This is a genomic window from Collinsella sp. AM20-15AC, from assembly GCF_003471405.1.
Taxonomy (GTDB): Bacteria; Actinomycetota; Coriobacteriia; order Coriobacteriales; family Coriobacteriaceae; genus Collinsella.
The window spans coordinates 32209-50543 of the sequence record NZ_QRJA01000015.1; the positions used below are offsets into that span (position 1 = coordinate 32209).

The window sequence follows — 18335 nt, forward strand, 5'->3', positions numbered from 1 at the left end:
GGTAAAGTTTATCGCGAGTTCCGCACGAACAGGAGGCCACTTAATGTGGCCTCCGTCGTGAGCAGGACTGTAGAGCAGGAAACTTTACCCGCGGACCCCGCCGGGAACAGCAAAAGGGCGACCCCTGTCCGGAGTCGCCCTTGCGGTGCTGGTTATGTACGGCTGTTACTCGGCGTCGTGGTGACGGCGGGGCTTGCGGCCTCCGTTGTCACCGGGACGGCGCGGACGGTCGCTGCGCTCGGAGCGCTCGCGACGCGGACGCTCACGGCGCTGGAAGTGCTCGCCGTCGCCCTCGGAGGAACCCTCGGCGCGAGCCGGAGCCTCAGGCTTGTCAAGACGATCGAGCGAGATCTTGCCGCGATCGTCGACCTCGATGACGACGACCTTGACCTCGTCGCCGACGTTGAGGACGTCCTCGACCTTCTCCACGCGGCCCTTGGCGACGCGGGAGATGTGCAGCAGGCCGTCCTTACCAGGCAGCAGGTTGACGAAGGCGCCGAAGGGCTGGATGGAGACCACACGACCGGTGTACTCCTCGCCCGGCTCGGGAACCTTGATGATGAGCTTGATACGCTCGACAGCCTGATCGACGGACTCGCCGGTGCCGCCGACAAAGACGGTGCCGTCCTCCTGGATGTCGACCGAAGCGCCGGTCTCGTCCTGGATGCCACGGATGACCTTACCGCCGGAACCGATGACGTCGCGAATCTTGTCAGTCGGAACCTGGATGGAGACGATACGCGGAGCGGTGCTGCGCGTGGTGTGGCGCGGCTCGGGGATCACATCGAGCATCTTCTGCAGGATGAAGGCGCGACCCTCCTTGGCCTGCTGCAGGGCGCGGGCCAGGATGTCGAAGGTAAGGCCGGTGGCCTTGTTGTCCATCTGCAGAGCGGTAATGCCCTCGGTGGTGCCGGTGACCTTAAAGTCCATGTCGCCAAGGAAGTCCTCGAGACCCTGGATGTCGGACAGGACCACGGTCTTGCCCTCCTCCTGGATCAGGCCCATGGCGATACCGGAGACCGGGCGCTTAATGGGCACGCCGCCGTCCATAAGGGCGAGCGTGGAGCCGCAGGTCGAAGCCATCGAAGAGGAGCCGTTGGACTCCATGACCTCGGAGACGACGCGGATGGCGTAGGGGAACTCGTTCTCGTCGGGGAGCACCGGAAGCAAAGCGCGCTCGGCCAGGTTGCCGTGGCCGATCTCGCGGCGCTTGGGGCTGCCCATGCGGCCGGTCTCGCCGGTGCAGAACGGCGGGAAGTTGTAGTGGTGCATGTAGCGCTTGCCCTCGGTGGGCTCGATGGTATCCAGACGCTGGCCCTCGTTGAGCATACCGAGCGACAGGACGGAAAGCACCTGGGTCTGGCCACGCTGGAACAGACCGGAGCCGTGAACGAGCGGCAGGTAGTTATCCTTCACCATGATGGGGCGAATCTCATCGGCGGCACGGCCGTCGACGCGCTCGCCGGTCTCGACGACCATGGTACGCATAGCCTTCTTCTCGAGCTTCTTGAGCGCCACGGGGATCTCGCGCTCCCAAGCGGACTGTTCCTCCTCGGTGAACTCGGCACGGATGGACTCCTTCAGAGCCTCGACCTTGCCGATACGGGAGAGCTTGTCGGCGTCGCGAAGGGCGGCTGCCATCTCGTCGTAGTGGGCGAAGATGCGCTCCTGGACCTCCTCGACGGGCTGGTCGAGCGGGTACTCCTTCTTGATGATGGCGCCGTTGACCTGCTCCCACTCGGCGACAAACTCGTCCTGAGCCTGGCAGAAGGCAGCAAGGGCCTCCTGGCCAAACTTCATGGCGGCGAGCATGTCGTCCTCGGAGATCTCCTCGGCGCCGGCCTCGACCATCGAGATGAAGTCGGCAGAGCCGCCCAGCTCCAGGTCCAGGTCGGAGTTCTCGCGCTCCTCATAGGTGGGGTTGACGATAAACTCGCCGGTCTCCACGTTACGGCCGATGCGCACGCAGGCAAGCGGGCCCTCGAAGGGCACGCCGCCGAGCGTCATTGCCAGGGAAGCACCCATGACGTTGATGACGTCAAAGGGGTTGACCTGGTCGGCGACGAGCGAGGTGGCGACGATGTGCACCTCGTTGCGGAAGCCGTCCGGGAAGCTCGGACGAATCGGGCGGTCGATCATACGGGCCGTGAGCGTGGCCTTCTCGCTGGGACGGCCCTCACGCTTGAGGTAGCCACCCGGGATGCGGCCGGCGGCGTACATCTTCTCGTTGAAGTCGACGGTCAGCGGGAAGAAGTCGTAGTTCTTGCGCTCCTTGGAGACGACCACGGTGTCGAGCATCGTGGTGTCGCCCTGCTTGACCAGGCAGGCGCCGGTGGCCTGCTTGGCAAGCTCGCCCGACTCAAAGGTGTAGGTCTTGCCGTACAGCTCAAAGGTCTTGGATACGAGTGTCATTGTTCTCCTTTACCCCGCAGGCCCCTTGCCTGCAGGCTCCTCATGTGACGCGGGCCCCCTGCCCCCGCCACGCTTCAGAGCGTGATTGTTCACGCCCTTACACAAAAAGAGCGCCCCGCTGCGCAGGACGCTCCTTGCATGTACAAATCCTACTGGATGTTGTCGCGGATGCCCAGAGCCTTGATGAGCTCACGATACTCGACGATGTCGTTCTTCTTGATGTAGGAGAGAAGACGACGACGACGGCCGACGAGCATGAGCAGACCACGACGGGTGTGGAAGTCCTTCTGGTGGGACTTCATGTGCTCGGTCAGCTCCTTGATGCGCTCGGTCAGGATGGCGACCTGAACCTTGGGGTTGCCGGTGTCGACCGGGGTGTTACCGAACTGGGCAGTCAGCTCCGCCTTGCGCTCTTTGGAAACAGTCATTGTTTCACCTTTCGTTTCTTGTCGCCCGCGGGCGACGCTATTCGCCTCGGACTGGGAAGCCGCCGGTGGAGCGAGCATCCAAGGTCGAGGTACCAACAGGTCGGTATGTTACCACAAGCAGCCCGCGCCTGCGCATCATCACCGACCCAACATGAATTCCATCGCACGGAGACGTTGATCGGTGTGCGTCGCAGCCCACACGTGCGAAAGCCCCAGCAAAAAGGCAGCGGTATGGGGGTCGACCCTCTCGGCCATAAGCGCATCGAAGGTCATGGACATGAGGGCGCGCAGCCACGCGACCTCACCGGTCGACACCAGCTCGGCACCCGGAACGCTCGACGCGCACGACCCGCACATGAGACCGCCCGCCTGGGGCGAAAAATACGACAGCATGGGGTCTCCGCACAGCACGCAGGCCGAAAAATCGGGTCGATAGCCAACGTGCGACAGCAGCTTAAAGACATATGCCGCCACAAGTAGATCCATATGCGCCGCGTCGAGCCCGCTGCCCACCAGGGCAAGCGCTCGCTGCGTTATGGCAAAGGTAAACGGGTCCTCGGCGTCCTCGAACGAGCACACGCGCGCGACCTCGGCGATCGCGCTTGCGGCGCAGGTCATCTCGTAATCGGGCGCAGCGCCGAGCGGCGCCTCCATAAGCTCGGCCTGGGAAACCACGTCGAGCGACCGTCCATGCGCAAGCAGCAGATCAACGGTACAGAACATCTCGCAGCGCGCAGCCAGGCGTCCACCGGGTTTGCGGGCGCCCTTTGCCACGGCACGAACCTGCCGACCCCGCTCGTCAAGCATCGTCAGGATCAGGTCCGTCTCTTTGAGCTTCGTCTTATCGAGCACGAGCACTTTCGTGCGATATGTACGAGAACCTGCCATTCGCGCCGCGTGTCCCTAATCCTCGGCGTTATAGCCAAAGCGGCGAATCTGGGCCTCGTCGTCACGCCAGCCGGCCTTGACCTTCACGTCCAGCTCCAAAAAGACCTGGGTGCCAAAGATGCGCTCAAGGTCGCGACGGGCGTCGATGCCGATATGTTTGATCATCTCGCCGCCCTTGCCGATGATGATGCCCTTTTGGCCCTCGCGCTCGACGTAAATGGTGGCGTGCACGCGCAGCACCTTCTTGGTCTGCTCGAGCGCATCGCAAATAACGCCAACGGAGTGCGGAATCTCATCACGGGTGCGGCGCAAGACCTTTTCGCGCACAAACTCGGCAACGAGCGTCTCATCGGAAGCGTCGGTACCCATGTCCTCGGGGAACCAACGCGGGCCCTCGGGCAAAAAGTGCGCAACGGTCTCGATGAAGGCATCGACGTTAAAGTTCTTGACCGACGACGTCACGATCTCGTCGTCATATTCCATAAGCTCGTGGGCGGCCTTAAGCTGCTCCATGACCTGTGCGGGGTCGGCTTCATCGGCCTTGGTGAGCACCAGGACCTTCTTGCAACGGGCGCATCTGACGCGCTCGGCAACCCAGGCGTCTCCCCTGCCGATCGGTTTGGTGGCATCAATCAAAAACGCGACAACATCGACATCGTTCAGCTCGAACAGCGCACTTTTATTGAGCTCGGACCCTAGACCGTCCTTGGGCTTGTGGATACCCGGGGTATCGACAAAGACCAGCTGGTAGCCGGGGCGGTTGACGACGGCGCGCATGCGGCGGCGGGTCGTCTGGGCCACCGGCGAGGTGATGGCGACCTTTTTGCCATAGCAGGCGTTGAGCAGCGTTGACTTACCGGCGTTGGGGCGGCCGACCAAGGCCACGAAGCCACTGCGGAAACCGGGCTCAACGTCGCCAAAGCCCGCGAGGCTGTCGTCCTCGTCGCACAGGGCGTCGAGTTCCTCGTCGCTCATGCCCTCAAACGGGTCGAACTCCTCGGTATCCACCGCGTCCAGGGACACGTCGTCCAAAATCTCATCGGTAGGCTGCATATTGTCGGACATGAGAATCCCTTTCTAAATAAAGCCGAGCGCGTGGGCAAATACCAGCAAGCCCACAATCGCGGCGGTGATGGAAAGAACGTATACAGAAGCGGCGGCGATGTCCTTCGCACGCTTGGCCAGCGGATGAAGCTCCTGGGTCGCCAGGTCGACGATGGCCTCCATAGCGGTGTTACACAGCTCGCCGTGAATCACCAGGCCACAACAGATGATAATCGTGGCCCACTCGGCAATATCGAGCCCCACGATGCAGCCGGCAATGACGGTGCACACGCCCACCACGAGCATGACCTTGATGTTGCGCTCGGTCTTGACGGCAGTGACGAAGCCCTCCATGGCATAGGAGAACGACTTTAAGAAGGACGGATGGTCCTTGTTCGATCCGGGAATCATAGACGGCTCCTAGTCGTGGGCATGGTTGGTGATGGGGCCGACGTGGACTAGTTTGGGGTCCTCGCCGCGCTCGAGCGCCAGATCGCGCAGGATGGCGTCTTCGCAGGCCTCCATGACCTCGGCCTCATCGTCCTCGATGTGGTCGTAACCCAGCAGGTGCAGCATTCCGTGCACGAGCATCAGCCGGCACTCATCGGCGGGGCTATTTCCAAAACCGGGAGCCTGACGAGCAATAACCTGCGGGGCCAAGATAATATCGCCGAGCTCGAGCGTCTCATCGGCGGGAATATCCTCGTCAAAGGCCGAATCGCACTCAAACGAGAGCACATCGGTGGTGCGGTCGATACCGCGCCACTCGTGGTTGAGCTCGTGCATCTCGTCCTCGTCGACATACGAAAGGGAGATCTCGACGTCACGCTCAACGTCCTCGGCGGCAAGCACGACCTCGCAGATGTGCTCCACCTCTTGCGCGTCGAGCAGCGTATCGAGCTCGGCATCGTTGCTGATCAATACACTCAACGGGACTCCTTTCGGTCGCGCGAGCGCTGCTCACGCACGTCATCATAAGCATCGTATGCCTCGACAATACGACCCACTAGGGCATGACGCACCACGTCGGCACGCTCGAGGTGAGAAAATGCCACATCGTCGACACGGCCCAAAATCTTCTCGACATCCGCCAAGCCGCCACGACGACCCACCAGGTCGCGCTGACTCAAGTCGCCGGTAATCACGAACTTGGAGTTGAAGCCCAGGCGTGTCAGGAACATCTTCATCTGCTCGGGCGTGGTATTTTGCGCCTCGTCGAGCACCACGAAGGCATCGCTCAGCGTACGACCGCGCATGTAGGCAAGCGGCGCAATCTCGATCACGCCGCGCTCCATAAGCTCGTCGGTACGCTCACGATCCATCATGTCAAAAAGGGCATCGTAGAGCGGACGCATGTAGGGATCAATCTTTTCCTCGAGGGTACCGGGCAAAAAGCCCAGGTTCTCACCCGCCTCGACAACCGGGCGCGTCAAGATCAGACGGCCCACCTCATGGCGCTTGAGCGCGGCAACGGCGAGCGCCATGGCCAGATAGGTCTTACCGGTACCGGCTGGACCCAGGCCAAATGTGATGGTGTGCGAGCGAATGGCATCCACATAGCGCTTTTGCCCGAGCGTCTTGGGGCGAATGACGCGGCCGCGATACGAAAGCAGCACGTCATCGCGAAGCGACGTAGCCTCGTGCTCACCGTCGCGCAAGACGGCCAGGCAGCGAGAGACATCGTCGGCAGACAGGGTACGACCGGCCGCCGCCTCGCGAAAAGCATGTTCGAAAAAGCGAGCCACGAGCTCGACCTCGTCCGGGTCACCGCTCACGGCGATGCTATCGCCACGGGCGACCACGTGAGCGCGAACCAAACTCTCGAGCGCACGAAGGACGCCGTCGCCGGCGCCCAAAACGCGCGAGGGATCAATTCCCTCGGGAACGGTAAGTCTAATCTTCGAGGCTTCCATGGACCTCCCTGCGCGCATGGACCAAGCCGGAATCATCGACTCCGATGATAGCAACATCGAGCAGGCACGGGGCTGTAAGTCCACAGGTATCGTCAAGACGGGCATGATGGAACGAACCGAGCGTCAGGTTGTCACCATACTCGAGCACGGCACGCTCGACAGTGCCCACGCGACGACGAGCATCGGCAATAGCGAGCTCCTGCGCCGTGTCTCGCATACGACGGCTGCGCTCGGCCATAACCTCGGGCGGCACCTGGTCGGGCATGTCGGCAGCAAGGGTACCGGGACGCTTGCTGTAGCGGAACACGTGCATACGCGAGAAACCCACACGGCGGCACAGCGCCAGCGACTCCTCGAACTCCTCGTCCGTCTCACCAGGAAAACCGACGATGACATCGCACGAAAGAGACGCCTGGGGCAAGTTGGCGCGAATCATACGCACCGTGTCCTCAAAGGCCTCCGCACTATAGGGACGACCCATGCGATGCAGGGTCGCCGTACAGCCGGACTGCACGGGCAGGTGCAAAAACGGGGCGATACGCTGCGGATAGCGCGCCATAACCTTAAGCAGGCGCTCAGAGATATCCATGGGCTCGACCGAGGAAATGCGCACATGCGCAATAGTCGTGCGCTCCATGATGGCCTCGAGCAGCTCATCGATTTCGACATGCTCGTCGGTCGCGCTCTTGCCATCGTAGGCACCCAGGTTCACACCGGTCAGCACCACCTCGGGCACGCCGGCCTCCTGGGCCTCGCGAACTTGTTCAAGCACGGACTCGACGGGCACGGAGCGCTCGGGGCCGCGGGCCTTCCACACGATGCAATAGGTGCAACGGTGGTTGCAGCCATCCTGGATCTTCACGCCCAGCCGCGAACGACCGAGCGCATCGACCACGTCACCATCGCTGCAGGCGGGAACGCTATCGGACTCAACGCCCAGCACATCGCAGACACGTTCAGCGACATCGATCTTAGACGGCTCGGCAATCACGCGATCCGAAAGCTCCAACAGCTCCTCGGGATGCAAATTGACCACGCATCCGGTCACGACCACATAGGGCTCATTTGGATGGGCCAGCGCATGACGGACGGCCTTACGGGTCTTGGCCTCGGCCTCGCCCGTAACGGCACAGGTGTTAATGACGATCAAATCGGCATCCTGGGGCTCCACAATAGCAAAGCCCAGGCGCATAAGATCGGCAGTGATACGGTCAGACTCAACCCGGTTGACACGGCAGCCGAGGTTGACGACGGAAATATGGGGTGCGAGCACGCGGGCTCCTTAATCGAGGATATCGTCGAGGGCACTCTTGATACGGTCGGTCACCGACTTCTTACCGGAAGCGACGTCATCGCCCATCTCGTCGGCAAAAGCACGGAGCAGCTCGCGTTGCTTATTGGAAAGATTGGTGGGAACGACCACGCGCAGTTGCACGATCAGGCGGCCACGCGAACCGCCACCGCCAATGCGCGGCATGCCGTAATTATTGACGCTCACGGTGTCGCCGTACTGGGCGCCGGCGGGAACCGTCACCTTAACGACCTCGTCGGGCATAATGCCCTCGACCTCGATCTCGCAGCCGAGCGCAGCCTGCGCAATCGAGATATCGCTCACCAGGTACAGGTCGTCACCGTTGCGCTTAAAGCGCTCATGGTCGGCAACGCGCACGTTGACAATCAGGTCGCCAGAGGGCTCGCCGCGAAGGCCGGCCTCGCCAAAGCAGCTCACACGCAGCTGGCGACCGGTCGAAACGCCGGCGGGAATATCGATGTCGATCTTTTCGTGCGAAGGCGTGCGGCCCTGACCGTCGCAGGTCTCGCAGGGATGGTCGATAACCGTGCCCTCGCCATGGCAGTCGGGGCAAGGCGAGGAAGACTGAACCTGGCCCAAAAACGATCGCTGAACCGTCGTGACGTAGCCCGTACCGTGGCAGCGACTGCACTGCTTTTCCTGTGCACCCTCGGCCCTACCGGTACCGTTGCAGTCCTCGCAAGGAGCAAGGCGATCATAGCTGATCGTCTTTTTGCAGCCGAGTGCCGCCTCCTCGAGCGTCACCGAAAGCGAGATGGCCATGTCACGTCCGCGACGACGCTCACGACGGCTGCGGGCGCCACCACCGGCGCCACCGCCAAAGAACGACGAGAACAGGTCGTCCATGCCCATGCCACCAAAGATATCGTTGATGTCGACATAGCCCGAACCACCAGGACCGTCGGCAGTGCCGTAACGGTCGTAGTTAGCACGCTTCTGATCATCGGAAAGAACGGAATAGGCCTCGTTGAGCTCCTTGAACTTGGCCTCGGCCTCGGGATCGTCCGAAACATCCGGATGTACGGTACGGGCCTTCTTTAAAAACGCACGCTTAATCGTCCGCGCGTCGGCATCCCTGTCGACGCCAAGCACCTCGTAGTAATCCCTATTTTCCGACACGACCGAATCCTTCCGACTTTCATTATTGTCACAGTGCGTCCTATACCCAAGCTGGGCCGACCGCAAACAAAGGGTTTGATGTTATTGCATTTGATACGGCGAAAGCATGGCCCGTTGCGAGCAGCTCGCGAACCAAACCGACACGAGCGCGAACATGAAGCCGTTGGCAAAACCGTTGGCAAACTGCATCGCACCGCGCTTCCACCACAGCAGGCTGCGATGAAGCACACCGTCCGAAAGCACCATGAACAGGCCCATGGTAAACGGAATAAAGCACATCACGGCAAAGGCCGAGAACACTCCCGAGATGGCCGACAGCACCAAAAACGGCGCCACAATGCCCATCAGGTAAAAGCCAGTACGAGCTTTGCCTTCCAAGCGCTCGGCCTCAACATGGGCGCGGCCGACCAGGTCGCCGCCCGCGGCACCGTTAGTGCCAGCATGGCCCATGCCGCTAATGCGGACCTCGTCGCCATCGTGCGTGCCGGCAGGAAACTCAATCGTCTGCTCGGAGGTCACACGGGTTCGCCCGCTGCCACCGCAATCGGGGCAGGGGTCGGCCACGACCTTACCGGAACCGCCGCACTCGGGGCAGACCGACTGGAACGTGCCCGCACCAAACAGGAAGGACAGGTCGACGTCGATGTGGCCGCGGCCACCGCAGCTCGGGCAGGTATGGGCATGCTCAGACGAAACGGAGCCCGAGCCGCCGCAGTTGCTACAGGTATCGAAGCGCGTGTAGCGGACGGTCTTGCGGGCACCGCCCTTGGCCTCCTTGGCGTCGAGTTTGATATCGACGACCACGTTGGCGCCGTTCTCGGGATTGTAGGCAGCCTGGCCGCGACGCTGCTGGCCCCAGGCGCCACCAAAGGGAAAGCCGCCCTCAAAGGGATTGCCATAGCCCGTGCTGCCGGCGTAGCCGCCACCATAGGGCGAAGCCGTAGGAGCACCGGCAAAGGGATTGCCAGAACGCATGGCGTCGTAGCGCGCACGTTTTTGCTCATCCGAAAGCACGGCGTAGGCCTCGGAAACCTCTTTAAACTTTTCCTCGGCATCCGGCTCTTTATTGACGTCCGGATGGAGCTTACGGGCCTTTTGCTGGAAGGCCTTTTGAATATCACGTGAGGTGGCGTCCTTGGAGACACCCAGAATCTCGTAGTAATCTTTTTCGTTCATCGTCGCCATGCGCGGCAACCTCCTGCTCACAGCAGCGTATATATTCCGGTAATTCTACCCGAGCGGCCTAAGCTAGATCCCAAAACAGCTCGAACAGAACATTTCCATCGAGCCAGCCCAGATGGGTCGGCGCCAGACGAGCTCGGACATGGCCCGCGACGACATCTGCCGAAGTGAAGGGTCCCTCATGACCCCAGAGCGTCTCGGGCACCCAAGTGGCAAGACCCAATTCGAGCGCGCGATCGCAGGCAGCTGCCAGCTCGCCCGTTGGGATGACGCAAGCTGCACGAGCCAACAGGTCGGACGCAACACCGCGCGTCATGCGACAAGCGAGCATCAAGTCTTCGGCGACAGCCTCGCGCTGCGACAGATATTCGGCCTCGAACGCCGTCGCGTCATCGTCACGTTGCACCAGACGCACGCGGTACGCATCGCCTCGAGAAGACACGCCGGGGAACAAACCTGCAAGACGGTCGAAATCCTCGTCGTCGAGCATGCCCGCGGCAGAACGACCCAGGCCCAGATAGCCCCGTCCGGTCCAGTAGGCAATGTTATGTGCGCACTCATGTCCATCGAGCGCGTAGCTTGCCACCTCATACGGATGATAGCCGGCCGCACCCAGGCGCTCACGCGCCGCGTCCATGCACGAAGCCTGAAAATCCTCGTCGGGCTCGAGCGACTCGTCACGGCACGCCATGCGATAGAGTGGCGTGCCCTCCTCGAGCGTGAGCGGGTAGACCGACACATGATGAGGCGCCGCCTCCAACACGCCATCGAGCGTGCTCCGCCAGCTTGCGGCCGTCTGCCCGGGTAGGCCGCACATCAGGTCGCACGACACATCGAGGCCAGCGTCCTTCACCGTCGCGATAGCCGCAAGTGCCCGATTAGCATCGTGAATGCGGCCAATAGCAGCCAGCTCGGTATTGTCGAGGGTTTGCACGCCCAGAGAGATGCGCGTGACACCCGCCTCGGCAAGCGCGGTGGCGAGCTCAGCGGTCAGCGACTCAGGATTGACTTCGCAAGTAAATTCAACGGGCTTGCACCACATGGAGATACGACGGGCAAGTTTCACCAGGCGCTCCCCAGCAAGTGACGGCGTGCCGCCGCCAATATAGACCGTGCGGACCTGCGCAAGCGCCCCGGCGTCGCCAAAGGAATCGAGGCGCGCATACAGCTGCTCAAAATAGGAATCGAGCGCAGCATCCAAATCACACAGAGCAAAGCTGCGCGAGTCAAAGTCGCAATAGCGGCATTTTTGAGCGCAAAACGGCACGTGCACGTACAGCGCGGTAACGGCCACCCTTAAGCCTCCAGCGGATGATCGGGCACCGACTCACCGGCGGCAAGCGCGGCCTCGCAGACCACCACATCGCGCTCGATATCATCGACCAGCGACATGAACTCCTCGTACGTAGAGCAACGCACCACCTGAGCGCGCCAGGCGGCGGCATGGGGCATGCCCTTTAAGTACCAGCTTGCGTACGTGCGAGCACGCGACATGAGCGGCAGAAGCTCGTGCGTCAACGTCAGGTGCTCGCGCAGAGCCTCCAGGCGCTCGACCGAGGAGCGAGAAGGAACCGGCGTGCCATCGAGTGCAAGGGCTCGGGCATCGCCGAACACCCACGGATTGCCGTAGATGCCGCGCGCGATAAACACCGCGCTGGCACCCGAGCCGTGCAGATGCTCAGCAGCGTCCTCGGCCGAGAACACATCGCCCGAACCAATCACGGGAATCTCGACAGCGTCGGCAACCTCATCGACGACCGACCAATCGGCCTGGCCCGTGTAGAGCTGCGTGGCGCAACGACCATGCACGGCGACTGCGGCAGCCCCTGCGCCCTCAAGCATCTGGGCAAATGTCGCGGCATTGCGGTCCTCGGCATAAAAGCCCTTGCGAATCTTGACGGTCACGGGCACGTGCGCCGCGCCCACCGTGGCCTCGACGATCTTCTCGGCCAGGTCGGGCGTGCGCATGAGCGCCGAGCCCTCGCCCTTGGTAACGACCTTGCGGGCGGGACATGCCATATTGATATCGATGAGCGACAGGCGATCGCCAACGCGCTCCTCGACGGCGGCGACGGCGCTCGCAAACTGATCGGGCTTGGAGCCAAAGAGCTGCACGCAAATCTGCTGCTCCTCGTCGGCCGGTAGCACCAGGCGCCACGTCTTATTACTGGCATAGGCAAGGCCTGCCACGCTCACCATCTCGCTGTAGGCAAGGTTGGCACCGCGGCGGCGACACATGATGCGATAGGCAGGGTCGGTCACGCCCGCCATGGGAGCCATAAGGAACGGCTGCTCGGCATAGGCGCCCAGCAGCCGCAGACTATATTCGGAAAGAGCCATAGACCTACTCGTCCACCTTGAGGATCGCCATAAAGGCCTCCTGCGGGACCTCGACCGATCCGATGGCCTTCATACGCTTCTTGCCCTCTTTCTGCTTCTCGAGCAGCTTGCGCTTACGCGAGATATCGCCGCCGTAGCACTTAGCAAGAACGTCCTTGCGACGCGCCTTGACGGTGGAACGGGCGATGATCTTGTTGCCGATAGCACCCTGGATGGGCACCTCGAACAGCTGACGCGGGATGATCTCCTTGAGCTTGTCGCACAGGCCACGGGCCAGGCCATATGCCTTGTCCTTATGGACGATAAACGAAAGCGCGTCCACCTCGTCGCCCGAAAGCAGGATGTCGAGCTTGACGAGCTCAGAGGGGCGATATTCGTTGAACTCATAGTCGAGCGAGGCATAGCCCTTGGTGCGGCTCTTGAGCTGATCGAAGAAGTCCAAGATGAGCTCGGCGAGCGGCATATCGAAGCGCATCTCGACCGATTTGCTCGTCAGGTGGATCATATCGGTTGTGACGCCGCGGTGCTCAATGGCGAGCTGCATGACGGCACCCGTGTACTCAGGCGGGCAGATGATCTTTGCCTTGAGGTAGGGTTCCTCGATACGATCGATGCGTGTGGCCTCGGGAAGGTCCTGCGGACTGCGGACATCGATCATTTCGCCGTCGGTCTTGTAGACGTGATAGTCGACCGAGGGACTCGTGGCAATGAGGTCCAGGTTGAACTCGCGCTCCAGGCGTTCCTTGACGACTTCCATGTGCAGCAGGCCCAGGAAGCCCACGCGGAAGCCAAAGCCGAGCGCCACCGAGGTCTCGGGCTCCCACACCAACGACGGGTCGTTGACGTGCAGCTTATCGAGGGCGTCGCGCAGATTCTCGTAGTCCTTGTTGTCGATCGGGAACAGGCCCGTGTAGACCATGGGCTTGGCCTCGCGGTAGCCCGGAAGCGGCTCGGGGCAGGGGTTCGACGCCCACGTAAGGGTATCGCCCACGCGAACGGCCTCGGGGTCCTTCAAGCCCGTGACCACATATCCGACCTCGCCGACCGTCAGCGCGTCGACCGGGGTCTCGGCAGGACGCTTGACGCCCACGCCGTCGACCAAAAAGTCGCCCTTGGCCTGCATCATAAGCAGGGTATCGCCCTTTTTGATGGAACCATCGAAGACGCGCACCGTAGCCACCACACCGCGATACTCGTCAAAGTACGAATCCAAAATGAGCGCTTTGAGCGGAGAGTTTGCATCGCCCTTTGGCGGCGAAATCAAAAAGACGATGGACTCCAGCAGATCGTGAATGCCCTCGCCGGTCTTGCCCGAGACGCACACGGCATCATCGGCGGGAATCGCCAGGTCGTCCTCGATCTCGGTCTTAACCTCATCGGGATGGGCCGAGGGCAGGTCGATCTTGTTGATGGCGGGCACAATGTCCAGATTGGCGTTCATGGCGAGCGTCGCGTTGGAGACGGTCTGTGCCTCAACACCCTGAGTGGCGTCGACGACGAGCACCGCGCCCTCGCAGGCGGCCAGCGAACGCGAGACCTCGTAGGTAAAGTCAACGTGGCCCGGCGTATCGATCAGGTTGAACTGATACGTCTCGCCATCATCGGCGTCATAGGACACGCGAACGGCATTGGACTTGATCGTGATGCCGCGCTCGCGCTCGATATCCATGGTGTCGAGCAGCTGCGACTCCATGTCGCGCTCGTCGACGGTATGGGTGAGCTCGAGGATGCGGTCGCTGATCGTGGACTTGCCATGATCAATGTGCGCAACGATTGAGAAGTTGCGGATGTGGGAAATGTCAATTGAAGTATTCATGCGGACTATCTTACCCGAGCGGTACAAAAAATGGAGCCTGTTCCATAAAACAGGCTCCATTTATGCGCGTAATCTGTGTGGTGTGAAATTTACAACTTTAAGCGTTGATGCTGTTCACGAGCTTGGCAAGACCGGACTTGCGGTTGGAAGCCTGGTTCTTGTGGATAACATGCTTGGCGGCAGCCATGTCGAGACGCTTGGTGGCGGTCTTGAGGGCAGCCTGGGCCTTCTCGGCGTCGCCCTCGGCGACGGCGGACTGGACGTGCTTGGTCAGCGTCTTGAGCTCGGACTTGACAGCCTTGTTACGCATGCGAGCTGCCTCATTGGTGCGGATACGCTTCTTCTGAGACTTGATGTTTGCCACTTCTGGAGTTCCTTTCGAGTTCCTTGCAAAAAATGTATGACACCTCTGAGACACGGTGAGGTCATGCAAGCGCCTACTATAGCACGCTCCCCCTCCAAGGGATAGAACGAATTTGTCAAATAGGCAGGTATCATCACGATTTTCTCAAGATGTTCGTAATCCAGAGCAAAAGCGCGGTCTCAGAATCGGCAGAGCCCTTGAGCGCGAGCTCCACATCGACCGCACCCTCGAGCGCTGCGACGAGCTCTACCATCGAAAAGCGACGCGCCCAAGTCAGGTGATTCTTGACCTGCCAGGACTGGAGCTTGAGCGTTGCGGCCAGCTCACGACCCTGTCCACGCGCATCGAGCGCCTTGGCGACGATCAGCTCGCGAATGCGACCGCACAGCAATGTGTAAGTCCACACGTAGCTCTTGGAGGGCAGGAGCTTAAAGAGCTCGAGCGAACGCCGCATATCGCGAGCCGAGACCGCATTGAGAAAGTCCCAGGGTTGAACCTCGGCCGTACGTACAATCCAGCGCTCAACGTCGGCAAGCTCAATCTGGGGCGCCTCGACCATCTGGGCAAGCTTAGCCAAGTCGTTATCGAGCATGCGAGTGTTTTCACCCGAACGCGAGACGAGTTCCTCGGCGGCCGCCATCGAGATCGACTTGCCGTGCTGCGTCGCCATCTGCTGCACGCGGCGCGGTAGCTCCCAGCGCTTGGTGCCGGAGCAATCGATCACGGCCTTCTTGTCGATCTTGGCGATCGACTTATACAGGCGCGTGTTCTTGGCAAGCGAGTCGGCGATGATGAGGCAGACCGTTGTGGGGCTGGGACTCGCCAGATACTCGACGAGCGGCTCCGAAACCGCTTTGGCGAGCTTTGAGCAGCCATCAAGGATTACCAATCGAAACTCGCTGCCCATGGGAAAGGTGTTAAGCGATCCGATAATAGACTCGATATCGGGGTCCTTGGTCATGTCGCGCTCGTCGAGGTTGAACTCGACCATGCCCGACTTTTCCAGACGCGCTTTCATACGCGAGACGGCGTGATCGCGCTTGACTCCGTCGGTACCGACGATCAGATATGCCGGCAGCAGACCGGTTTCGGACATTGCGCTCCCCTCCCGCAGGCCTTCGCATTCGTTCCGTGCCATTCTAGCCCAGGGGCCCACCGCACGCCAACGACGTCGTCACGGTCGCTGGCATCGCATCGCAAAACCATTCGCAGTCGGCGTGACGGTAATGTCGCCGTGTTCGATGGTACACGCGAACACACCACCCGCTTCCTTAACGGCATCGATGCAGGCATCGGACGGATGGCCGTATCGATTCCCCTCGCCCGCGCTCGCGAGGGAAAGCTCGGGCTTCAGGACGTCCAGCAACTCACCATCGACTGAAACCTTGGAGCCGTGATGCCCAAGTTTAAGGACATCGATGTCCCCCACCTCCTGCACGAATTCCCGCTCTTGGTCGAGCTCGGCATCACCGGTGAGGAGTATGCGCAGGCCCTTGCCTTCCTGAACATAAGAGAGCAGCAGGACAAGCGAGTCCTCATTTCCCTCGCCATCCACGGACTCGAATGGCCACATCACACGAGCGCAAAATGAGCCGATGTCGACCGTATCCCCACGGCGCACCTGCCGATACTCCACACCAGGTCGGTTCAATACCTCGGCAGGAGCATCCTCCAGCGCATCCGCCGCCACGGCAATCGTTCCGACCGAAAACTGTTCGAGCACGGCAGGCAGACCACCCCAGTGGTCCTCATCCCAATGCGTCACAAAGACGGCATCGATATGGTGCACGTTATTGCGAACCAACGCCGCAACCACACGCTCGTCGAGCCCGCAGTCGACGAGAGCTACTGCGCCGCCTTGGCGGATAAGAATCGCATCGGCCTGGCCCACATCGAGCACCGTCACCGAAGGCGGAGCGAATCGATCCCAATAGACGTACGGAATCGCAGCCAAGAGCATCAGGCATGCAAGCCCCACCGCCATAGGACGTGCACGGGGACGCGGCCACCAGACCAGCAGAACCGCCAGAAAACACGGCACTAGGTAAATCCACATGCTATCGGGCGGCACGCTCACGTATGCACCCGGCACGGCGGCAAACAGCTGCTCGAAGAACAGCGCGCAACGGGCGGCAATCATGGGCACAACGAGCGCCCAAGTCCGCAACGGTGCCACGAACGAAAAGGGAACCAGCACGATCGACACAACAAGCAGTACGCTCACCACCGGACCGAGGACCGCATTTGCCAGCGGAGCAATGAGCGAGAACGTACCGAAGGCAGGAACGGTAATGGGAAGTGTCGCCAGTTGCGAGCACAGCGTGACGGAAAGCATGCCGGCAACGCCCGATGGCAAGCCCAGCTCACCCAAAGCGTAGGTCGCATAAGAGCAAAAGCACAGAATGGCTAAGACGCTGGCGCATGAAAGCTGAAAGCCCATCTCAAACAGCACCGTCGGCCGCAGTAGCACAAAGATGGACATGGTTGCGAAGAGCGCCGAAAGGCCGTGCCGGCGACGCCCCGCGCCGTTTACGACAAGCGTCGCGAACACCATGCAGCACGCGCGCACAGCCGAGGGAGACGCGCCCGTAAAGGCAGCGTAGCCCACAAGCGTTATCGCCAATATCGCCCGCTGAAGACCACGTGAGCACCGAGTCTTTTGCAATACACCCTCGATTACAAACCCCACGATAGCCAAATGGCTGCCCGAGACGGCGATAAGATGCGCCGTTCCCGTCACCGAAAACCAGTCGCTCGCCGGCTGGGCGCGCAGCTCGGCCGAACGACCGCAGACGACTCCAGCTATGAGCGCACGCGCCGGGTCGGTCGCAGGCGAGATGGACGCAAGCAGCTCATTTCGCAGTCGAAGCAGCGGCCCCGGAGAGCCCTCGTCGACCGACACCAACCGGATGACCTTCACTTTTCGGAGCTCGCCTCGAAGCACGCGTGAGCGCCCATACGCATCGTTCTCAAAACGTAAAACGCGACCGATAACACGCACGTGCGCCCCGACCTTGAGCTCACGATCACACGATAGGCGAACCGTTGCCAAGTTCTTGCCGTCCGCGCGTGCCTCGCAGGTATAGGAATACACGTCGTCGTTTATGGATGGGTCACCCTGCACGACAAACTCGAGACTGCTTGCCGCTCGACCGTCGAGCGTCTTCGCGGCACTGAGCGCACCCACGGCCCACCACTCCGAGACGACCGCTCCCGCCACGAGGCCGACGGACACGGCATACAGCCACCGCTTCAAAGGGACAAGCCGCGCACAAGATTGAGCCAGCACAACGAATACCGCCGCCGCAACGGGAATGGCCCATAGCGGCCCGACCGCCGTCGCCCGCTCCGTCAGCAGCGCATCAGCGGCCATGTTAAGCACCAAGGCGCAGCTCATGCACATGCCGGCACACAGGGCCATCGTCCACGGAATCAGGGGCCGCGGAGGCATCACGTGCTCTCGCTCGGTCGTACTCATACGCAGATGCAAACATCGGTGTACAAGGGGTACAAACGA

The 18335-nt window shown here is 61.4% G+C and carries 16 protein-coding genes; all 16 read right to left on the reverse strand.

The window, feature by feature from the left end; translation table 11 throughout:
* Positions 1 to 165 precede the first annotated feature (165 nt).
* The 16 genes from DW233_RS06310 to DW233_RS06385 all read right to left on the reverse strand — a co-directional run bounded on the left by DW233_RS06310 (position 166) and on the right by DW233_RS06385 (position 18296).
* Positions 166 to 2412 (reverse strand): polyribonucleotide nucleotidyltransferase, encoded by a 2247-nt coding sequence (locus tag DW233_RS06310; RefSeq protein WP_118267310.1) that lies wholly within the window; start codon positions 2410 to 2412, stop codon positions 166 to 168.
* A gap of 149 nt (positions 2413 to 2561) precedes the next feature.
* Entirely contained in the window at positions 2562 to 2840 is a 279-nt protein-coding gene (rpsO, locus tag DW233_RS06315) for a 30S ribosomal protein S15 (protein ID WP_099431792.1), read from the reverse strand.
* A gap of 138 nt (positions 2841 to 2978) precedes the next feature.
* Complete coding sequence (gene recO / locus DW233_RS06320) at positions 2979 to 3728, reverse strand: DNA repair protein RecO (protein ID WP_118267311.1); 750 nt, start codon at positions 3726 to 3728, stop codon at positions 2979 to 2981.
* Positions 3729 to 3743: 15 nt separating this feature from the next.
* A complete protein-coding gene (era, locus tag DW233_RS06325) occupies positions 3744 to 4793 on the reverse strand; it encodes a GTPase Era (protein ID WP_118267313.1) in 1050 nt (349 codons plus the stop codon).
* A 12-nt stretch (positions 4794 to 4805) separates the two neighbouring features.
* Positions 4806 to 5183: a diacylglycerol kinase family protein gene (locus DW233_RS06330; RefSeq protein ID WP_117745979.1), complete on the reverse strand. Its 378-nt coding sequence runs from the start codon at positions 5181 to 5183 to the stop codon at positions 4806 to 4808.
* A 9-nt stretch (positions 5184 to 5192) separates the two neighbouring features.
* Positions 5193 to 5702 carry an rRNA maturation RNase YbeY gene (ybeY, locus tag DW233_RS06335; RefSeq protein WP_118267314.1) on the reverse strand — a complete coding sequence of 170 codons (510 nt, stop codon included), beginning with the start codon at positions 5700 to 5702 and terminating at the stop codon, positions 5193 to 5195.
* Positions 5699 to 6685, reverse strand: a complete 987-nt coding sequence (locus DW233_RS06340; protein WP_118267316.1) for a PhoH family protein — start codon at positions 6683 to 6685, stop codon at positions 5699 to 5701. The genes ybeY and DW233_RS06340 overlap by 4 nt, the downstream gene beginning before the upstream one ends.
* A complete protein-coding gene (locus DW233_RS06345; RefSeq protein ID WP_118267317.1) occupies positions 6666 to 7958 on the reverse strand; it encodes a MiaB/RimO family radical SAM methylthiotransferase in 1293 nt (430 codons plus the stop codon). Before DW233_RS06345 ends, DW233_RS06340 begins: the two co-directional genes overlap by 20 nt.
* A gap of 9 nt (positions 7959 to 7967) precedes the next feature.
* A complete protein-coding gene (dnaJ, locus tag DW233_RS06350) occupies positions 7968 to 9116 on the reverse strand; it encodes a molecular chaperone DnaJ (RefSeq protein WP_118267319.1) in 1149 nt (382 codons plus the stop codon).
* An 81-nt stretch (positions 9117 to 9197) separates the two neighbouring features.
* Complete coding sequence (locus DW233_RS06355; protein WP_199408033.1) at positions 9198 to 10301, reverse strand: DnaJ domain-containing protein; 1104 nt, start codon at positions 10299 to 10301, stop codon at positions 9198 to 9200.
* Between the two features lie 58 nt (positions 10302 to 10359).
* A complete protein-coding gene (hemW, locus tag DW233_RS06360) occupies positions 10360 to 11592 on the reverse strand; it encodes a radical SAM family heme chaperone HemW (protein ID WP_118267321.1) in 1233 nt (410 codons plus the stop codon).
* 2 nt (positions 11593 to 11594) lie between these two features.
* A complete protein-coding gene (gene dusB, locus DW233_RS06365; RefSeq protein WP_118267322.1) occupies positions 11595 to 12638 on the reverse strand; it encodes a tRNA dihydrouridine synthase DusB in 1044 nt (347 codons plus the stop codon).
* Positions 12639 to 12642: 4 nt separating this feature from the next.
* On the reverse strand, positions 12643 to 14454 hold the full coding sequence (lepA, locus tag DW233_RS06370) for a translation elongation factor 4 (protein ID WP_118267324.1): 1812 nt from the start codon (positions 14452 to 14454) through the stop codon (positions 12643 to 12645).
* Positions 14455 to 14551: 97 nt separating this feature from the next.
* Positions 14552 to 14818 (reverse strand): 30S ribosomal protein S20, encoded by a 267-nt coding sequence (gene rpsT, locus DW233_RS06375; protein ID WP_118267325.1) that lies wholly within the window; start codon positions 14816 to 14818, stop codon positions 14552 to 14554.
* 133 nt (positions 14819 to 14951) lie between these two features.
* Positions 14952 to 15914 carry a DNA polymerase III subunit delta gene (gene holA / locus DW233_RS06380; RefSeq protein ID WP_118267327.1) on the reverse strand — a complete coding sequence of 321 codons (963 nt, stop codon included), beginning with the start codon at positions 15912 to 15914 and terminating at the stop codon, positions 14952 to 14954.
* 78 nt (positions 15915 to 15992) lie between these two features.
* Complete coding sequence (locus DW233_RS06385; protein WP_118267329.1) at positions 15993 to 18296, reverse strand: DNA internalization-related competence protein ComEC/Rec2; 2304 nt, start codon at positions 18294 to 18296, stop codon at positions 15993 to 15995.
* Positions 18297 to 18335 lie beyond the last annotated feature (39 nt).